Below are 17,758 nucleotides of genomic sequence, written 5' to 3'. Positions count from 1 at the left end.
CTAGAGCTTGTACATAACTTGAAATAGAGAGGTGATAGTATGAATCGAGGCTTTTTTTATGTGAAATTCACGAGTGTACGTAAGTTAGTATTATTTATTATTGCTACAGTACTAGCGACTTTTTTTCTTATTAGTATGATGGTAACCTCTATGAAAGAGACAAAGTCAACGTATTTATATAATTGGTTAAATGAGTTATCAATGAATGGTTACATGTACGTTCTTGGGAAAGAGAATCATTATTTTACACAGGAATATCGAAATTTAAATCAAGATTTTTCAATATCTTCGTTTCTCTTTTCTATGGCTACGAATATTCGTTTTAACGATGTACGCAGTTTTGTCGGCAAAGAGCTACCTGGTTTCGGTAAGTACGATACAGAAATTGTTATTGCGGGTGAAGGAACAAATTATTCTAACTTGCCTATAGAGTCGAGCGTTCCACTTGAAGAAGTAGTAAAAGAACGGACTGGAGAAGGTGGACAGGTCCAAAAGCCGGATACGAATAAAGAGAAAAAGCAACCAGCTCAAACGACAGGAAAACGACAAGTTGCATTTATTTATCATACGCATAGTTGGGAATCGTATTTGCCACTACTGAATTTAGCAAATGATCCAAATCCGAATAAAGCGACAAGTTCAGTCACAAATATTTCAATAGTCGGCGACCGATTTCGTGAACAATTAGCAAATGAAGGAATCGGAGCAACTAACGACAAGACTGATGTTGGTCAAAAGTTGATTAGTAAAGGGTTAAATAGTAATAGTTCTTATAAAATGTCACGGGAAATTGTACAAGAAGCAATGGCCGGCAATAAAGAATTACAATACTTCTTTGATTTACATCGTGATAGTGCTCGGAAAAATGTCACGACAAAAATAATCGGTGATAAATCATATGCGAAGCTTGCGTTTGTAGTAGGGAAAGGTAACAAAAACTATGAAAAAAACTTGCAATTAGCAACGGCTTTACATGAGACGATTAGTAAGAAATATCCAGGCGTTAGTCGTGGTGTCATTCAAAAAGGATTCCAAACAGGAAATGGTGTCTACAATCAAGATTTGTCAGGACAAGCGATATTAATTGAAGTTGGTGGCGTAGATAATACAGAGGAAGAATTAAATCGATCGATTGATGCGCTAGCTAAAGCGTTTGGTGAATATTTCTGGCAGGCTGAAAAAGTGAATGGATAAAGTGAAACATAAACTAGTGGGAGAGTCTGAAAAACGTGAGTGTAATGCTTGCGTTTTTTTGTAATGATGAGATGTCACATAATAGACATAATTTGTCGTTGTTATACTAATATCGAAATTTGTCAAATTATACTGGGAGATTTACAAAGGGATTTTCGGGAAAGTAGAGAAAATCTTTTTACAAGGAAAGCTTTTTATTATGAAATTGGTAGGGTGATTGAAGTGATTAGGGAAATCAAAGTAGAAGATGCAGCATCATTTTTGCAATTAAGTAAGCAATTAGATGAAGAAACGAAATTTATGTTGTATGAACCAGGAGAAAGGAAATTCACAGCTGAGCAACAAGAGCAAATGATTCAGCGCTTTGTAGAAAATAAATATGCAACAATATTGGTAGCAGTTGAAGAAGAGAGAATAGTAGGGTTTATTTTAGTGAATGGAAATCATATTCAAAGAAAGAGACATGTAGCAAGTATTGTAATTGGGATTTTGCAAGAGTATAGTGGGCGAGGTATTGGGACTAAATTGTTTAAAGAGGTCGAGAAGTGGGCAAGATTACATGATGTATGGCGTTTAGAATTAACGGTAATGGCCCACAATACAAGAGCTCAGGCACTATATAAAAAAGCTGGATTTGAGAAGGAAGGTGTCAAAAGAGCTGCTCTTATTATCGATGGAGAGAACATCGATGAGTATGAAATGGCCAAATTATTAAAATAAGAGGTCGTTATATGAAAAAAAGATGGATACTACTTGGTATCGTAGCGGCGATACTCATTGTTGGAGTAGCGGGAATCAATTATAAAATGTATAAGGATAAGCAAGCGCGCGAGGTGAATGTAAATAACATATTTCCGAAAGCGAAAGAAACGATTGCGAATATGGATGGGGATATTGCGGTAATTAGTAATCCGAATTCGATGCTTGTGCTTGTGAATAAAAGTAGACGCTTACCAGATGGGTATAGACCGCCAGATTTAGTTATTCCGAAAGTGCGCTACTCTAATGAAGGTGATCAAGAAAAGAAAAAAATGAGGAAAGAGGCAGCCGGTGCGCTTGAGGAAATGTTTCAGCAAGCGGATAAAGAGCGTGTTTTCTTATTTGCAGTCTCTGGATTTAGATCTTTTGATCGGCAAAAAGCGTTAAATACGATGTATAAAAAGCAAGATGGAGAAGCAAAAACAGCAATGTCGAGTGCAGTTCCTGGAACGAGTGAACATCAAACAGGACTAGCTATGGATATCACATCACAATCTGCTAAGTTTCAGTTAGAGACAATTTTTGGTGAAACGAAAGAAGGGCAGTGGCTTTCTGAAAATGCCCATAAATTTGGTTTTGTCATTCGATATACAAAAGAGAAAGAATCGATTACGGGCTATCGATTTGAACCATGGCACGTGAGATATGTGGGAAATCCACAAGCTACATATTTATATGAAAATCAACTGACACTTGAAGAAGTAGCGCAGTGAACAATTGAGGGGAGAGAAGGATTATGACGGTGTTATATAAGAAAAAAGTACACGCATATGTGACAAGAGAAAAAGAAGGAGTTATGCAACTGCTTGTTTTTAAACATCGTGATATACCTGAAGCTGGTATACAAGTGCCAGGGGGAACAGTTGACGAAGGGGAAACGCTAGAAGCAGCGATTTTACGTGAAGTACAAGAAGAGTCTGGGTTACGTCATTTATGCATAGAACGATTCCTAGCTGATTACATCATACATGTGAGAGAAAAAAAGGAATATGAAAAACGCCATTTCTTTCACGTAACATTACTAACAGATGTAAAAGATCGTTGGGAACATATTGTAAGTGCCGGTGAGGAAGATGAAGGCCTAGTATTTTGCTACGAATGGATTGATATTGCAAAATGTCCTGAATTAGCGGGGAAACAAGGTGAGTTTTTACATTTGTTAGATGAGGTATATGTAAAATAATAAAAGAGTCTGAAGCGGAAGTTGATTCGTTTCAGACTTTTTCTGTTTTTCAGGAAATAAAAGGTTTTTACAGTGGTAAGTTGAATTCTTTTAATTGGATTGTATTTGTATATGCGAGGAGCGGAGAAAATAAACAAGTAATAGATACATGTTATCAATAAAAGGCTTTATAGAAGGAGAATGACGATGAAGATTCAGTTCAATACACTACTACAAAAAGAATTAACAATTTATGATATACAAGCAATGATGGAAGCTGGGCAATTAACTTCAAAAGAATTAGTTATGTATTACCTTCATAGAATCGCAAAGTATGATCAAGACGGACCGAAAATCAATTCTATTTTAGAAATCAATCCGGAGGCTATCTTTATTGCAGAAGCGTTAGATCATGAAAGAAAAACAAAAGGTGTAAGAGGCCCATTACATGGTATACCGGTTTTACTTAAGGATAATATTGAAACGAATGACTCTATGCATACAAGTGCAGGTACGATTGCGCTAGAACAACATATAAGTAGTGAAGATGCATTTCTCGTTACGAAGCTGCGAGAAGCAGGAGCAGTGATAATAGGGAAAACAAATATGACAGAATTAGCAAATGCAATGTCATTTGAAATGTGGGCTGGATATAGTGCAAGAGGTGGGCAAACAATAAACCCTTACGGTACGGGTGAGGATGATATGTTTGTTGGGGGCTCAAGTACAGGATCTGCCATAGCAGTTGCTGCTAACTTTACAGTAATATCGGTTGGAACAGAAACGGATGGTTCTATTTTGAGTCCAGCTGTTCAAAACTCTGTAGTCGGTATTAAACCGACTGTTGGTTTAATTAGTCGTAGAGGCATTATTCCGTTTACGTATTCGCAAGATACAGCGGGGCCGTTTGCTAGAACAGTAACAGATGCCGCTATTTTGCTAGGGAGTTTAACAGGGGTAGATGAGAAAGATGTAGCTACTCGTAAAAGTGAAGGGATAGCAGAATATGATTATACAAAGTATTTGGATGTTAACGGTTTAAATGGAACAAAGATTGGTGTATATAACAACGCACCAAAAGATTATTATGAATCTGGTGAGTATGATGAGAATTTGTTTAAGGAAACAATTGAAGTATTACGTAGTAAGGGTGCGACAGTAGTAGAGGATATTAATATTCCGTCTTTTCATAGAGAATGGAGCTGGGGTGTATCGCTCTATGAATTAAAGCATAGTTTAGATAACTATCTTTCGAAATTGCCTTCTACTATACCAGTCCATTCTATTTCAGAGTTAATGGAGTTTAATGAAAACATAGCAGAAAGAGCTCTGAGATATGGACAAACTAAGTTAGAAAGAGGAAAAGATTTTCCTAATACGTTAAGAAATCCACAATATTTAAATGCAAGATTAGAAGATATATATTTTTCACAAGAACGAGGCATTGATTTTGCACTGGAAAAATATAATCTTGATGCGATTCTGTTCCCTTCTTATATAGGCTCCACTATATGTGCGAAAGCAGGTTATCCGTCTATAGCAATACCTGCGGGATATATGGATAACGGGAGACCATTTGGAATTACGCTTGCAAGCACTGCTTTTCGTGAGGGGACTTTAATTAAACTCGCATACGCTTTTGAACAAGTGACAAAGCATCGGAAATTTCCTAACTTATCATAAACAAAATAAATAGGGCAGGAAATCCTGTCCTATTTATTTTGTTTATTAAAGTGACATGTTTTCTTGCTTTGTCTTATCATATTTTAATAAGTTAAATGATAAACAAGCAGAGCACAATATAAGGATTGAAGCAAGGATATAAATCGTACGAACACCGAACAAATCGGTAATAATGCCAACACTCAGCATAGAAAGGCCAGAAGCTGTTGAGAGAAGAGCGCCGTGAGCTGTATACATCTTTGATAATAAAGATGGAGCGACGCTGGATTGTAAAACAGTTGTTTGAGAAATATCTCTAATTTGGTAACATGGGCCCATTAGAATGCATAGGAACAGCGCAATAAATCCGCTACTTGTCATACCATATAAAAATGTAAGAATACTAAACAGAAGAGAACCTATCGCCATAGAGCGTATTAAATTGTTTTGAATGTATGGACTCATTTTCCATGCTAATAGACCACCAATTAACGTCCCGACATAATAACTTGTATTAATATATCCCCACCATTCTTCTCCTTTATGAAGGGCGGTCGTTACATAAGCCATCGTAATAGCGCCGATCCATATCGTCCCTGCGAAAGTTTCAATTAAGTCCATACATGTAACGGTACGGAGAGAAGGATTTTGAAATAAGAGTTTCCAACCTTCTAATAAAGCAGCACCTTTTGAAGAAGGCTCTATTACTCGTTCAGTATGTATGGATCGTAATGAAAAGTGTAGTGCAACACATCCGAAAATCATCAAAATATTATTCATCATGAGTGTAGAAGAAGCACCGATAAGAAGCACAATAACACTTGTAAATGAATAAGCAGCGGCTTGTGCAATTTGTGTGGAAAAGGAAAAAATACTATTTACTTTTACTAATTTTTCTTTCGGTGTAAGGCGCGGAAGAATACCGTATAGTAATGGAGCGCTCCAGCCACTACATAATGAAATGAAAAAAATGAAAATGAATAGTGCTACAATGTTTGTGGAAAGGACCGGGAATAATATCATTAATAAAAATAATAGAGCAGTTTTTATCCATTGTAGTGTAAACAGTAATGAATAAGATGGAAAACGATTCATGATAAGTGGTGCAGATGTATTTGCTATAAGATTAGTTATGACTTGGAGCAATGGAAACAGGGCAGTTAATGTAGCTGATTTAGTTGTAATATACATATGAGTTGTAATAATCATTACGTATACGATGTCAGCGAGAGTAATGCATATTTTGGATCCTAAATAGTAAGTCAATGAACGTTTTTGCAATAAGCACACAACCTTTCTGGAAAAATATGAAAGTAGTTATAATAATTATAATTAAAAAATAAAATTTTGAAAGAATTAAATTTTTTGTCACTTTTTGAAAGGAAATTTCATGTATAATGAAGAATATATTAATATAGTATTTTAATAATACTCATTATAACAGTGAATATGTACAATAGCTTGTAGTAAGCGCCCACGTATGAGAAAGGGCGGATAAACCATTCTTTTCTTCATATACATATAGAAAATGAGAAAGAAAGTGAGGGTTGCATATGGCTGCTTGGGTAATTTGGTTTATAATAGCTGGTATTTTATTTATCGCAGAAATGTTGTCGATTACATTTTACATGCTTTGGCTTGGGATTGGAGCTGTTGTCGGAGGTCTTATTGCTTTATTTGCCCCCGATGCTCTATTTTTACAAGTTATTGTTGGCGCGATTGTAAGTTTAACATTGACTTTCTTTACGAAAAGAATTTCAAAAAACTTTCGAGAAGCAAAAGGTTTTACTGATACAGTAGATATGCTAATCGGTAAAAAAGGGATTATTATGCAAGCGATTACAAATGAAACGAATGGTATTGTGAAGGTGGATGGAGATACTTGGACAGCTATTGCGGATGATCCAATTGATGCTGGAGAAAAAGTTATTGTTATAAAGAGGCATAGTACTATATTACAAGTAAAAAGGGAGAGTGAATAAATATGATAGCATTAACGCTAACGATTATTTTTGCACTAATTGTTGTGACATTTATCGCATTGACAATCAAAATTATTCCTCAGCAAAAAGTTGGAGTCGTTGAAAGATTTGGTAAGTTTCAACGTATTATGCACCCAGGATTAAATATTTTAATCCCGATTGTAGATCGCGTTCGTGTATATCATGACTTACGGATTCAACAAACGAATGTACCACCGCAGAAAGTAATTACGAAAGATAACGTACAAGTAGAGATTGATACGATTATTTTCTATCAAATTGTGGAACCAGAACTTGCGACATATGGCATTTCGAACTATGAATATGGTGTACGTAACATTACTTCTGCAACGATGCGTCAAATCATTGGTAAAATGGAACTGGATGAAACGTTATCTGGGCGTGAAAAAATTTCAACAGAAATTCGCTTAGCGCTTGATGAAGCAACAGAAAAATGGGGCGTTCGCATTGAACGTGTTGAAGTTGTCGATATTAATCCGCCGAAAGATGTGCAAGCTTCGATGGAAAAGCAAATGAAAGCAGAACGTAATAAACGTGCAATTATTTTAGAAGCTGAAGCTGCAAAACAAGATAAAGTTCTTCGTGCTGAAGGGGAGAAGCAAAGTAAAATATTAATGGCTGAAGGGGATAAAGAGGCACGTATTCGAGAAGCTGAAGGTATTAAAGAAGCGAAAGAGTTAGAAGCGCAAGGGGAAGCAAGAGCGATTGAGGAAATTGCAAAAGCAGAGCAAAACCGAATTGAATTACTTCGTGAAGCAAATTTAGATGAACGTATACTTGCTTACAAATCATTTGAATCATTAGCTGAAGTTGCGAAAGGACCAGCAAATAAAGTGTTTATTCCATCTAATGCAATTGAAACACTTGGTACTCTTGGAGCAATTGGAGAAATTTTCAAAGAAAAACAAGCGAAGAAACTACCTTCAAATGATACAGAAAAAGAACAATAAGAGTGAAAAAGAGAAATGGGATGCCATTTCTCTTTTTATTTTTGGGTAGGATAAAAATATTAGTCCTTTGTCATTATGGATAGGAATTTGTTGTTTGTCATTTTTGACAGAATAATAAGTTTAGAGTGCTTGGAATTGTTAAGTGGATTAACACGTTTACTAGATGGGTTAAAAAACTGTCAAAGTAATATATTTTTGTTAAAGAAAATTTCAAATATGATATAATGGGATTTTATGGATGTTAAATGGAGGGAGTGGGAAACAAGTGCAAATATTATTAATACGTCACGGTGAATCCGAAGCGGACATTTTACAGGTGCATGAAGGACGAGCTGACTTTGAATTAACAGAAAAAGGAAGGAGGCAAGTGCAAAGACTTGTACAGAAAGTGAAAGCAGATTTTTCGCCAGATTTCATTTGGGCAAGTACATTAAAACGTGCTCGTGAAACAGGTGAAACATTAGCAGAAGGAATTGGGTGCTCAATTCAATTAGAAGAGGAATTAATGGAGTTCAATAATGGAGTTCAAGCCGGATTATCGTTTGAAGAGGCAAAAAAATATCCAGAGCCAAAGTTTCTTCATGATCGTTTTGAAAATGGGGAATCATTTATTGAATTTAGAATGAGAATAGAAGGCATCTTTTCTAAAATCGTGACAGAGAATACATATGACCGAATTGCAATTGTTGCACACGGTGGTGTAATAAATAGTCTATTACGTGCGTTTTTCAAAATGCCAATTTCAATGGACTATTATTTTAAAATGGGAGATACGGGAATAAGCTTAATTGAAATTGACGGTGAACAAAAAATGGTACATTTCATTAATGATACGAATCATTTGGACGGGATGTAGAGACTTATGTACAAAGTTGTATTTTTCGATGTTGATGGTACGCTTTTAAGTGAGATTGATAGAAGTATGCACGAAAGTACAAAGGAAGCGATACATAGGTTAATAGATAAAGGGATTCATGTAGTTGTTACGACAGGGAGACCCTATAGCTTATGTTCGCAATTTATGGAACTAGGCATAAATACGTTTATTTCTGCAAATGGTGCCCATATAAAATGTGGTGAAAAAGTTATACATAAATCAGTACTTTCACGTGAAATCGTTCATGATATCTCGAGATTTGCTGAATTACATGGTCACGGTATTTCTTATTTTACCGAGGATTTTGCAATGAACGGAATAGCCTCGGATAATGAGCGTGTAATGCAAGCGCTTAGCGAGACGTTGAATTTAGAGAAGTATCCTGAAAAAAGCAGGGATTTGTCAGAAGAAATCTATTGTTTATGTCTGTATGCAGATGAAATAGAAGCTCAAAAATTTCTTGAAAGATATTCAACACTTACGTTTGAGCGTTTTCATGATTACGTTATGAATGTATTGGAAGATAGTAAAGTATCGAAGTTAACTGCAATTCAAAAAGTATTGGAGCACCTGAAAATTTGCAAATCAGAAGCCATTGCTTTTGGTGACGGTGGAAATGATATTGAGATGTTGCAGTATGTAGGACTGGGAATTGCGATGGGAAATGGTGGAGAAGAGTTAAAGAAAAAAGCTGATTTCGTTACAAAAAAATCAAGTGAAGGCGGTATTTTATTTGCCTTAGAAAAGTTTCATATCGTCTAACATACCTTTATTGAAATAAAGGTATGTTAGGGTCTTTCATATGCTCGCATAATAAAATATGTATTTGTCCACGATGATGATAAAAGTGTGCAACAATTTCAAGCAACCATTCAAATCGTGAATAAGAAATACCCCAATAAGTAGTCTTAATTTCTGCTAATTCTTCATCCGAATAAGATAAAGAAGTTTTAGATAGTAACTCATATCCTTGGAGCATCGTTTGCTGTATATGAGCAATTGTTTTAGGGTTATTCTCTTTATAAAAGGTACGTAACTCTTTTTCCGTACTGCCGTTTAAAATGAGTAGATCTGCATGGCAAATAAGAGAAAGATGTGCACACATTTCAAATAATGATCGCTTCGAGTGAATTGGTTGTATTTTTAATTCGTCTTCTTTATATTGGTTAAGCATTTGAATAGAACTATCAACAGCAATTTTTAATTGATGTAATGCAGATTGAACAAACATTGAAATTCTCCTCATCTCCGTATATAATAATTTCTTAAGGGTATTATATCATACTCAAAATTCCGAAAATTCTAGTAGTTTGACTAGCATATTGAAAAGTATTATATTGTAAAAGGTCATATGAAACGTGAAGTAGAATGGAATGCAATTATTGAGTTAGGAGTTAGACCAATGAGTTTGAAATATGGAAGAGATACAATTGTTGAAGTTGACTTAAATGCAGTAAAACATAATGTAAAAGAATTTAAAAAACGAGTAAATGATGAAAACATTGCAATGATGGCTGCTGTAAAAGCAAATGGGTATGGTCATGGGGCAGTTGAAGTTGCGAAAGCTGCTATTGAAGCAGGAATAAATCAGCTTGCAGTTGCATTTGTAGATGAAGCGATAGAGTTAAGAGAAGCAGGAATTAACGTGCCGATTTTAATTTTAGGCTATACGTCAGTAGCGGCTGCGGAAGAGGCAATTCAATATGACGTTATGATGACTGTTTATAGAAGTGAAGATTTACAAGGTATAAATGAAATCGCAAACCGTCTTCAAAAGAAAGCGCAAATTCAAGTGAAAATTGATACAGGAATGAGTCGTATCGGTTTACAAGAAGAAGAGGTTAAACCATTTTTAGAAGAATTGAACCGTATGGAGTATGTGGAGGTAATAGGAATGTTTACACATTACTCTACGGCAGATGAAATCGATAAATCATATACGAATATGCAAACAAGTTTATTTGAGAAAGCTGTCAATGCAGCAAAAGAATTAGGAATTCATATCCCATATATTCATAGTTCAAATAGTGCGGGCTCAATGGAACTTAGCAATACATTTCAAAATATGGTTCGTGTAGGTATTGGAATTTATGGAATGTACCCTTCGAAAGAGGTAGATCATTCAGTTGTTTCGTTACAGCCTGCGTTGTCGTTAAAATCAAAAGTAGCTCATATTAAACATGCGAAAAAGAATCGCGGTGTAAGTTATGGGAATACGTATGTAACGACTGGTGAAGAATGGATTGCAACTGTACCGATTGGTTATGCGGATGGCTATAACCGTCAGTTATCTAATAAAGGGCACGCATTAATAAATGGAGTTCGGGTACCTGTTATTGGCCGTGTTTGTATGGATCAGCTCATGCTAGACGTTTCAAAAGCAATGCCAGTACAAGTAGGAGACGAAGTAGTATTCTACGGTAAACAAGGCGAAGAAAACATCGCAGTAGAAGAAATAGCGGATATGTTAGGTACAATTAATTATGAAGTTACATGTATGTTAGATAGAAGAATTCCACGTGTGTATAAAGAAAATAATGAAACGACTGCTGTTGTAAATATACTAAGAAAAAACTGAATCGTTATGATTCAGTTTTTTTTATTTTTGACAAATGAAAAATGCTCTATTTGTACCGTGTGATTGAATGTTCTTAAAACCTACGGATTCTAGCGAAGAAATTATTTCTTCATTTGAATAACAAGCTTCTTCAAATGAAAAGTCACTTCTTGTCCAATTATGATCTATGTCATGTTGAAATAGTATAAAGTTCATGATTGCTTTTTTATTTTCATTATCATATGTAGAATCAATTGTACAAACATATTCCGTTTCTGAAATGTGAAAGGACGCGCTCCAGTTTTCTAGAAAACCTTTCTCCATATTCATATCAAATACGAATGTACCTTCGCTATGTAATACGGAGTAAACATTATGAAAAACACTTTTTAATTCATCTAATTTCAAAATATGGTTTAAGCTATCGCCAGTAGAGATAACATATTGAAATTGCGAGCATCATCGACGATAAAGGCTGCGTCTGGAGCGTTTTGACGTGCGTATTCAATCATTTGAGCAGAACCATCTATACCAGTTACTACAAAATGATTATCAATTAATTTCTTAGTAAGGTGACCAGTCCCGCAGCAAAGATCTAAAATATAAGAATGTGGTGGTGCATATTGTAAAACGAGTTTTTCCAAAAGTAGATAGGCATGTTCAGCATAATGCCCCCAATGTTTATTATAAATGGATGCGAAAATATCATAATCAGAATAAATTAGTTTTTTAGACATATGTATTTACCCTGAAATTCATTACATTATAATAGTCATGCTTCGTTTTAATTTCAAAACCACATTGTGTATATAGTTTTAAAGCATTGTTATTTTTCGTTTCGAAGTCTAATTCAATTGTTGAAACTCCTTCTGTAATAAGGGTATGTACCATGTACCTAAGAATATCTTTGCCGTATCCTTTACCTTGATAAGAAGGATGGACGGCGAATCCTGATAGTGTAGTAGATTGCTCTTGCTCAGAAACTGTAATCGTTCCTATCACTTCTTCACTGATACGAGCACTATAAACTTGATGGGAAGATGAATTCATCATCTTTTGTAACCATGTAGTAGTATTTTCTACGGAATCTCCAAAAGCTTTACTGGAAATTTCAATAAGATCAAGAAGTGATTCTGAAGATGCAAGAGTAAGCTGTATAGTATTCTGTGCTGTTTTTTGAACTTCTTTTGCTTTGAATTCCATACTATATTCACTATATAAATAAGGTAACTCCATATGTTTTGCAAATTCTTTCCCAGAAGTAGAATCCCCATTCATAATAATAAGCGCTTCATCCGCCACTCTTATTCGTATTTCTTTCATTGCGGTTTGTAAAAGAGTCGTGCCTATATGTTGTTTCCTATAGCTCGGATGAACAAAGCCTATCAACTCCAGTTTTGTTGGTCTTTCAAAGTCATATATACTTAATACACCGACTAATTTTGTATCGTCATAAAATAGAAAATCATTTATCTCTTCTTTATTACGAGCAGTTAAAAAGTTTACATGTAAATCTGACGAGTAATCAATTTGATCGTGTTGTCCGCATATATGAGCTAAATCTTTCATTTGCTGAATATCGTTTGCTGTTAAAAATTTCTTTTGTTCAATATTCATTTCATAACCCCTCACATTCTTATTTAAAAATAGGATGGATGACTTAACCATTTTTCTAATTCCACACTTCCTTGAACAGATAACAGTCGGTACAAATAACGGTAAGGCGACCTACACTTTTCAAGTGGAGGAATAGGCATAATTGTTTCGTAACCATTTTTAAAGGCACGCGCTTCTTTTTCGGTAAGTACATATTCTAGTCCGATAAAATCAAACTCCCGAGGAGCAACTGCATAGGCTTCTGTATCTACTAAACCTGTAATAGTTGCGCCATCTGATAAAAACTGGGTAGGGTCCATATCAATTAAAACGAGTGTAGATTCCTGTGGTACCGGTAAGGAAGAAAGTTGTTGTTCAAAAGTAGGAAATGCGTTACGGATGCTCGCATTATCGGAATAAAACCTATTTACAAGTTCTTTACTGACTTTTAATATGTGAGACTTAAATTCTTCTAGTGGAACTTGGAAAGTACCTGATGGATTTCCTATAAACTCTGCTTGAAACGAATGAATTTCTGCTAGTCCTTTTCCAAGGCTGAATAAAATTGAATCAGATTGTCCTATAAAGGATTGGAGCGTACTTCCTGTTAGTTTTTCGACACTAACATACTTCCGGCCATTTAAAACATGTTTTTGCAAAATAGTGGGGATGGGCAAGTTAGTATGCTTTTTCAATAATTCGTGTATATGTTCTAAATGATGTACGTTCCTTGGATCGATTCCAAAAAGGTTTTTGCATCCCCACCAAAAATCATTGTTTGGTTCTTCAGTCATTTTTGAGGAACGAACAATAACTTCTTCAAATGCTGTTTTAACAAGAAATACCTCGCTTGCATGGTCTTCATAACTTGGATGTAAAGTTTGAACAGATAAAATAGGTGAAGCGAAGAGTTGTTGTAGCATGAAGCCGCTCCTTTTCTGTAAATTCGATAAATTCATTATATAACAGAATGTGTACGAAGTGGATAATGATAGGGACAACATAGAACTTAAATAAATTTACGGTGAGAAATCAGTGTGAAAATTATATTTTTCTACTTTTGTATGAATTATCGAAATAATGTTTCTGGTGATAAATCTGTAAAAATGCCCGAATATACATCTCGTATTTTTCAGTAAATGAAGTGTTAAACGTACTTTCAATAGGGTTATAACGTAGATTATAAAAAATATTTCTCAATAATAAAATGAAGAGAAAAATGTGAAGAAATAGAATAGATTCCTTTATAATAGTTTTAAATTAATTAATATAATTAATTATTAATAATATTAGATAGGAGAGAATATGATGGCAAACGTACTCGTAATAAATTTCCCTGGAGAAGGTCATATAAATCCGACTTTAGCTATTGTAAGTGAGTTAATTCGTCGAGGGGAAACAGTTGTTTCGTATTGTATTGAAGATTATAGAAAGAAGATTGAAGCAACGGGTGCACAATTCCGAGTGTTTGAGAATTTCCTCTCTCAAATTAATATTATGGAGCGAGTAAATGAAGGTGGGAGTCCTTTGACGATGCTGTCTCATATGATGGAAGCATCAGAACGTATTGTTACTCAAATTGTAGAAGAAACAAAAGGGGAAAAGTACGATTATTTGATATATGATAATCATTTTCCAGTAGGACGTATTATAGCCAATGTTTTAAAATTACCTAGTGTTTCTTCTTGTACAACGTTTGCTTTTAATCAGTACATTACTTTTAACGATGAACATGAATCAAGTGAAGTAGATGAAATGAATCCATTGTATCAATCTTGTTTAGCGGGAATGGAAAAATGGAACAAACAGTATGGAATGAAATGTAATAGTATGTATGATATTATGAACCATCCTGGTGATATTACGATTGTGTATACTTCAAAAGAATATCAGCCGCGTTCAGATGTATTTGATGAATCATATAAGTTTGTCGGCCCATCAATTGCTACGCGTAAAGAAGTAGGTAGCTTTCCTATGGAAGATTTAAAAGATAAAAAATTGATTTTCATTTCTATGGGAACAGTTTTTAATGAACAACCTGAGTTATATGAAAAATGTTTTGAAGCGTTTAAAGATGTAGAAGCGACAGTCGTATTAGTTGTTGGTAAGAAGATAAATATAAGTCAATTTGAAAACATTCCGAATAACTTTAAGTTGTATAATTATGTGCCGCAATTAGAAGTATTACAGCATGCTGATGTATTCGTGACACACGGTGGTATGAATAGTTCGAGTGAAGCACTATATTACGGTGTCCCGTTAGTTGTAATTCCGGTAACAGGAGATCAGCCTTTAGTTGCGAAACGAGTGAATGAAGTAGGGGCAGGAATAAGGCTTAATCGTAAAGAATTAACTTCTGAATTGTTACGTGAGACTGTAAAGAAAGTAATGTATGATGTAACGTTTAAGGAAAATAGTCGTAAAGTTGGAGAGTCACTTCGAAACGCTGGTGGGTATAATAGGGCAGTTGATGAAATATTTAAAATGAAAATGAATTCCTACTTAAAACTTAAATAAATGTTTGGAGCACACTTACTGCAATGCGTAAGTGTGTTTCTATAAAAAATTACATAAAAAATCACTATAAAGGTGAAACTTTTGTGTATATAAACTGATATCTTTGTATTAGTAGAAAAATTACGTTAAAATAATACTAAGAAAATATATAAGTTTTGGGGGTAATGAATGAAGAAGATATTTGAATACGTATTATTAACAATTGGCTCAATTATTGTAGCGGGTTCATTAGAACTTATTTTAGCACCTAACGGATTAGTAGATGGCGGGGTAACGGCCATTGCTATTATGGCGAATAAAGTTGCCGGGTTGCCGCTTTATGGAGTGTTCTTAGGAATTAATATCCCGATTTTATTATTTACTGCAAAAGTAATGGGAAAGAAGTTCTTTATTCGTACATCCTATGCAAATGTTGTTACAACACTCGGATTGATTTATTTAAAACCATTTCCAGCAATTACAACTTCTGAATTGTTAATTGTTCTTTATGGAGGAGTCCTATTTGGTGTTGGTGTAGGGGTTGTAGTAAAAATGGGCGGAGCAATTGATGGATCAGAAATGTTAGCTGTTTGGATGAATAAACATTTTAAAGTGCCGATTAGTACATTTTTACTTGCTGTAAATGCAGTTATTTTTATCTTTGTTGCCATTTTGTTTTCAATTGAACAAGCGATGTTCTCATTAGCAATTTTCTATATTGTTACGAAGATGATTGATTTCATATTAGATGGCATTAATCAAGGAAAGAGCGTTATGATTATTTCTGGTAAAAATAAAGAAATAGGCGATCTACTTATGAAAGAATTGCAATTATCCGTTACGTATCTACATGGAGAAGGTGGTTTTTTAGGAGAACATAAGAGAATCATTTATTGTATTACAAACCGTTTCATTTATCCGAAAATGAAAGATCTCGTTCTCTCTGTAGATCCAACTGCTATAATTGAAGCGTCTTATTCAACAGAAACAACTGGTGTCAAACGTCCGGGAAGGGCAGCGAGATCGGAAAAATAGTGAATGAAAATAGCTCCACGTAAGGATAACTTACGTGGAGCTATTTTTATTTAGGGAACCACGCTTTTTTCAGTAATTTGACAACAGTTTCGATACAATCCTCTGGAATACTGCCAAAACCGAGCAGTACATATGACTCCTCCCTCAAATTATGAACAGAATCATATGTGGAGAGAGGGTATAACTTAATGCGTTCTTTTGCAGCTGTATGAATAAGTTCTTGTTCATTCATCCCGTTATAAACGTGAAGTACAATATGAAGTCCGGATTGTTCACCGAGTATATGTACGTTATTTCCCATTTCGTTTGTAATAGATTTAATTAAAGTAATATGTTTTCTTTTGTATAACGTACGACTTCGGTTAATATGACGTTCCCAATCCCCATTTTGAATAAAGGTAGCGAAGGTAAGTTGTTGCATCGTGGAAACCGTTTGCTTATACATACCACCAAGTTCTTTATAGGTTTTTAGCAGATGAGGTGGTAAAACGATATATCCCATTCGTAAAGAAGGTAAAAAAGATTTCGAGAAAGTTCCCATATAAATGACACGTTCATTTGAATCTAGCCCTTGTAAAGAAGGAATAGGTTTTCCTATATAGCGAAATTCCCCGTCGTAATCATCTTCAATAATATAACCATTACAATCATTCGCCCATTTTAATAACTCGAGTCTTCTAGATAACGGCATAATGATTCCGAGTGGAAATTGGTGAGATGGAGTGACATATGCCACATTGGAACCCGATTCACGTAAAGCGGAAATATGAATCCCTTTATCATCTAAAGGGATCGGGTGAACGGGAAGACCAGAACTTTGAATCATAGCAGGTATACGGTGAAACCCAGGGTTTTCGATTCCATATTCTTTTTTTGAACCAAGTAGTTGAAGTAGTAGCCAAAGAAGAGGCTGCGTACCTGCTCCAATAATAATTTGATCAGGTGAAGAATGTACTCCACGAGCATGATATAAATACTTTGAAATATGTTCTCGTAGAACGAGCTCACCTTGTGGATCTTCTTTAGCAAATAATTCATTTTCATACTGAAATAAGGTTTCGTGTAATGCTCTTTTCCAGTTTGTTATTGGAAAAGCTTTTTGATCAATAAGTCCTTGACTACAATCATAATCATATTGTTCTTTTTCTTTATTGTTCGGGCTGCTTGCCGCAATTTGCTGTTTCCTTTGAATGACATCAATATCAACTTCGGCAACAAAAATCCCGCGTTTCGGTTTGCTTTCTACATAACCTTCAGCTAGTAATTGTTGATAAGCTGATTCAACTGTAATCCGACTCACATTAAGTTGCATCGCTAAATTTCTGTGAGAAGGAAGGCGTGTACCGGCACGTAGTGATCCTTGAGAGATTTCTCGTTTCATATATTCGTAAATTTGTAAGTAAATGGGTGTTTTACTTTGTAATTGTAATGGGATAGTAAGATCCATTTGTAGTCGCTCCTTTGTAA

General features: G+C 34.9%; 17 protein-coding genes and 1 pseudogene. 12 read left to right on the top strand and 6 right to left on the bottom strand.

Annotated features, from left to right (window positions below; genetic code table 11):
• Positions 1–39 precede the first annotated feature (39 nt).
• From spoIIP to AC0NJG_RS13260, 5 genes are all read left to right on the top strand, one after another.
• Positions 40–1,194 carry a stage II sporulation protein SpoIIP gene (gene spoIIP, locus AC0NJG_RS13280; protein WP_087952784.1) on the top strand — a complete coding sequence of 385 codons (1,155 nt, stop codon included), beginning with the start codon at positions 40–42 and terminating at the stop codon, positions 1,192–1,194.
• A 222-nt stretch (positions 1,195–1,416) separates the two neighbouring features.
• Positions 1,417–1,914 carry a GNAT family N-acetyltransferase gene (locus AC0NJG_RS13275; protein WP_139867518.1) on the top strand — a complete coding sequence of 166 codons (498 nt, stop codon included), beginning with the start codon at positions 1,417–1,419 and terminating at the stop codon, positions 1,912–1,914.
• Between the two features lie 11 nt (positions 1,915–1,925).
• Entirely contained in the window at positions 1,926–2,666 is a 741-nt protein-coding gene (locus tag AC0NJG_RS13270; RefSeq protein ID WP_087952780.1) for a M15 family metallopeptidase, read from the top strand.
• A 23-nt stretch (positions 2,667–2,689) separates the two neighbouring features.
• Positions 2,690–3,136 (top strand): NUDIX hydrolase, encoded by a 447-nt coding sequence (locus tag AC0NJG_RS13265; RefSeq protein WP_000217587.1) that lies wholly within the window; start codon positions 2,690–2,692, stop codon positions 3,134–3,136.
• Positions 3,137–3,322: 186 nt separating this feature from the next.
• Positions 3,323–4,798, top strand: coding sequence for an amidase family protein (locus tag AC0NJG_RS13260; protein ID WP_474063140.1), 1,476 nt, complete (start codon positions 3,323–3,325; stop codon positions 4,796–4,798).
• Between the two features lie 45 nt (positions 4,799–4,843).
• On the opposite strand, the gene AC0NJG_RS13255 is transcribed toward AC0NJG_RS13260, so the two are convergent.
• Entirely contained in the window at positions 4,844–6,058 is a 1,215-nt protein-coding gene (locus tag AC0NJG_RS13255; RefSeq protein ID WP_140421226.1) for an MFS transporter, read from the bottom strand.
• A 272-nt stretch (positions 6,059–6,330) separates the two neighbouring features.
• Between AC0NJG_RS13255 and AC0NJG_RS13250 the strand changes: the two genes are divergently transcribed.
• The 4 genes from AC0NJG_RS13250 (at position 6,331) to AC0NJG_RS13235 (ending at position 9,369) form a co-directional block, all read left to right on the top strand.
• The gene (locus AC0NJG_RS13250; protein WP_087952774.1) at positions 6,331–6,759 is read left to right on the top strand and encodes an NfeD family protein; all 429 of its coding nucleotides are present in this window, start codon (positions 6,331–6,333) and stop codon (positions 6,757–6,759) included.
• 2 nt (positions 6,760–6,761) lie between these two features.
• A complete protein-coding gene (locus AC0NJG_RS13245; protein ID WP_087952772.1) occupies positions 6,762–7,730 on the top strand; it encodes an SPFH domain-containing protein in 969 nt (322 codons plus the stop codon).
• Between the two features lie 265 nt (positions 7,731–7,995).
• On the top strand, positions 7,996–8,586 hold the full coding sequence (locus tag AC0NJG_RS13240; RefSeq protein ID WP_474063139.1) for a histidine phosphatase family protein: 591 nt from the start codon (positions 7,996–7,998) through the stop codon (positions 8,584–8,586).
• A 6-nt stretch (positions 8,587–8,592) separates the two neighbouring features.
• Positions 8,593–9,369, top strand: a complete 777-nt coding sequence (locus tag AC0NJG_RS13235) for a Cof-type HAD-IIB family hydrolase (RefSeq protein ID WP_308901136.1) — start codon at positions 8,593–8,595, stop codon at positions 9,367–9,369.
• A 7-nt stretch (positions 9,370–9,376) separates the two neighbouring features.
• Here AC0NJG_RS13235 and AC0NJG_RS13230 read toward each other — a convergent pair whose 3' ends face one another.
• Positions 9,377–9,838, bottom strand: coding sequence for a DinB family protein (locus AC0NJG_RS13230; protein WP_087952769.1), 462 nt, complete (start codon positions 9,836–9,838; stop codon positions 9,377–9,379).
• A gap of 171 nt (positions 9,839–10,009) precedes the next feature.
• Here AC0NJG_RS13230 and alr point away from each other — a divergent pair, with 171 nt between their 5' ends.
• Positions 10,010–11,185, top strand: coding sequence for an alanine racemase (gene alr, locus AC0NJG_RS13225; protein WP_087953066.1), 1,176 nt, complete (start codon positions 10,010–10,012; stop codon positions 11,183–11,185).
• Positions 11,186–11,206: 21 nt separating this feature from the next.
• Here alr and AC0NJG_RS13220 read toward each other — a convergent pair.
• The 3 genes and pseudogenes from AC0NJG_RS13220 to AC0NJG_RS13210 all read right to left on the bottom strand — a co-directional run bounded on the left by AC0NJG_RS13220 (position 11,207) and on the right by AC0NJG_RS13210 (position 13,683).
• Positions 11,207–11,901: pseudogene (locus tag AC0NJG_RS13220) on the bottom strand (class I SAM-dependent DNA methyltransferase).
• Positions 11,894–12,781: a GNAT family N-acetyltransferase gene (locus AC0NJG_RS13215; RefSeq protein ID WP_474063138.1), complete on the bottom strand. Its 888-nt coding sequence runs from the start codon at positions 12,779–12,781 to the stop codon at positions 11,894–11,896. Before AC0NJG_RS13215 ends, AC0NJG_RS13220 begins: the two are co-directional and overlap by 8 nt.
• A 23-nt stretch (positions 12,782–12,804) precedes the next feature.
• On the bottom strand, positions 12,805–13,683 hold the full coding sequence (locus AC0NJG_RS13210) for a protein kinase family protein (RefSeq protein WP_087952764.1): 879 nt from the start codon (positions 13,681–13,683) through the stop codon (positions 12,805–12,807).
• A 385-nt stretch (positions 13,684–14,068) separates the two neighbouring features.
• Here AC0NJG_RS13210 and AC0NJG_RS13205 point away from each other — a divergent pair, with 385 nt between their 5' ends.
• Both AC0NJG_RS13205 and AC0NJG_RS13200 read left to right on the top strand, forming a co-directional pair.
• A complete protein-coding gene (locus tag AC0NJG_RS13205; protein ID WP_087952762.1) occupies positions 14,069–15,277 on the top strand; it encodes a macrolide family glycosyltransferase in 1,209 nt (402 codons plus the stop codon).
• A 168-nt stretch (positions 15,278–15,445) separates the two neighbouring features.
• A complete protein-coding gene (locus AC0NJG_RS13200; RefSeq protein WP_474063137.1) occupies positions 15,446–16,291 on the top strand; it encodes a YitT family protein in 846 nt (281 codons plus the stop codon).
• Positions 16,292–16,337: 46 nt separating this feature from the next.
• Here AC0NJG_RS13200 and pdxR read toward each other — a convergent pair whose 3' ends face one another.
• The gene (gene pdxR / locus AC0NJG_RS13195; protein ID WP_474063136.1) at positions 16,338–17,738 is read right to left on the bottom strand and encodes a MocR-like pyridoxine biosynthesis transcription factor PdxR; all 1,401 of its coding nucleotides are present in this window, start codon (positions 17,736–17,738) and stop codon (positions 16,338–16,340) included.
• Positions 17,739–17,758 lie beyond the last annotated feature (20 nt).

The organism is Bacillus sp. SSR7, assembly GCF_055902415.1.
This window is presented reverse-complemented; position numbering and strand designations above follow the sequence as displayed.

Coding starts and splice junctions, on each gene's coding strand:
- spoIIP (WP_087952784.1), top strand. CDS start 40: ATGAATCGAGGCTTTTTTTATGTGAAATTCACGAGTGTACGTAAGTTA.
- AC0NJG_RS13270 (WP_087952780.1), top strand. CDS start 1,926: ATGAAAAAAAGATGGATACTACTTGGTATCGTAGCGGCGATACTCATT.
- AC0NJG_RS13265 (WP_000217587.1), top strand. CDS start 2,690: ATGACGGTGTTATATAAGAAAAAAGTACACGCATATGTGACAAGAGAA.
- AC0NJG_RS13260 (WP_474063140.1), top strand. CDS start 3,323: ATGAAGATTCAGTTCAATACACTACTACAAAAAGAATTAACAATTTAT.
- AC0NJG_RS13250 (WP_087952774.1), top strand. CDS start 6,331: ATGGCTGCTTGGGTAATTTGGTTTATAATAGCTGGTATTTTATTTATC.
- AC0NJG_RS13245 (WP_087952772.1), top strand. CDS start 6,762: ATGATAGCATTAACGCTAACGATTATTTTTGCACTAATTGTTGTGACA.
- AC0NJG_RS13235 (WP_308901136.1), top strand. CDS start 8,593: ATGTACAAAGTTGTATTTTTCGATGTTGATGGTACGCTTTTAAGTGAG.
- AC0NJG_RS13230 (WP_087952769.1), bottom strand. CDS start 9,838: ATGTTTGTTCAATCTGCATTACATCAATTAAAAATTGCTGTTGATAGT.
- alr (WP_087953066.1), top strand. CDS start 10,010: ATGAGTTTGAAATATGGAAGAGATACAATTGTTGAAGTTGACTTAAAT.
- AC0NJG_RS13215 (WP_474063138.1), bottom strand. CDS start 12,781: ATGAATATTGAACAAAAGAAATTTTTAACAGCAAACGATATTCAGCAA.
- AC0NJG_RS13210 (WP_087952764.1), bottom strand. CDS start 13,683: ATGCTACAACAACTCTTCGCTTCACCTATTTTATCTGTTCAAACTTTA.
- AC0NJG_RS13205 (WP_087952762.1), top strand. CDS start 14,069: ATGGCAAACGTACTCGTAATAAATTTCCCTGGAGAAGGTCATATAAAT.
- AC0NJG_RS13200 (WP_474063137.1), top strand. CDS start 15,446: ATGAAGAAGATATTTGAATACGTATTATTAACAATTGGCTCAATTATT.
- pdxR (WP_474063136.1), bottom strand. CDS start 17,738: ATGGATCTTACTATCCCATTACAATTACAAAGTAAAACACCCATTTAC.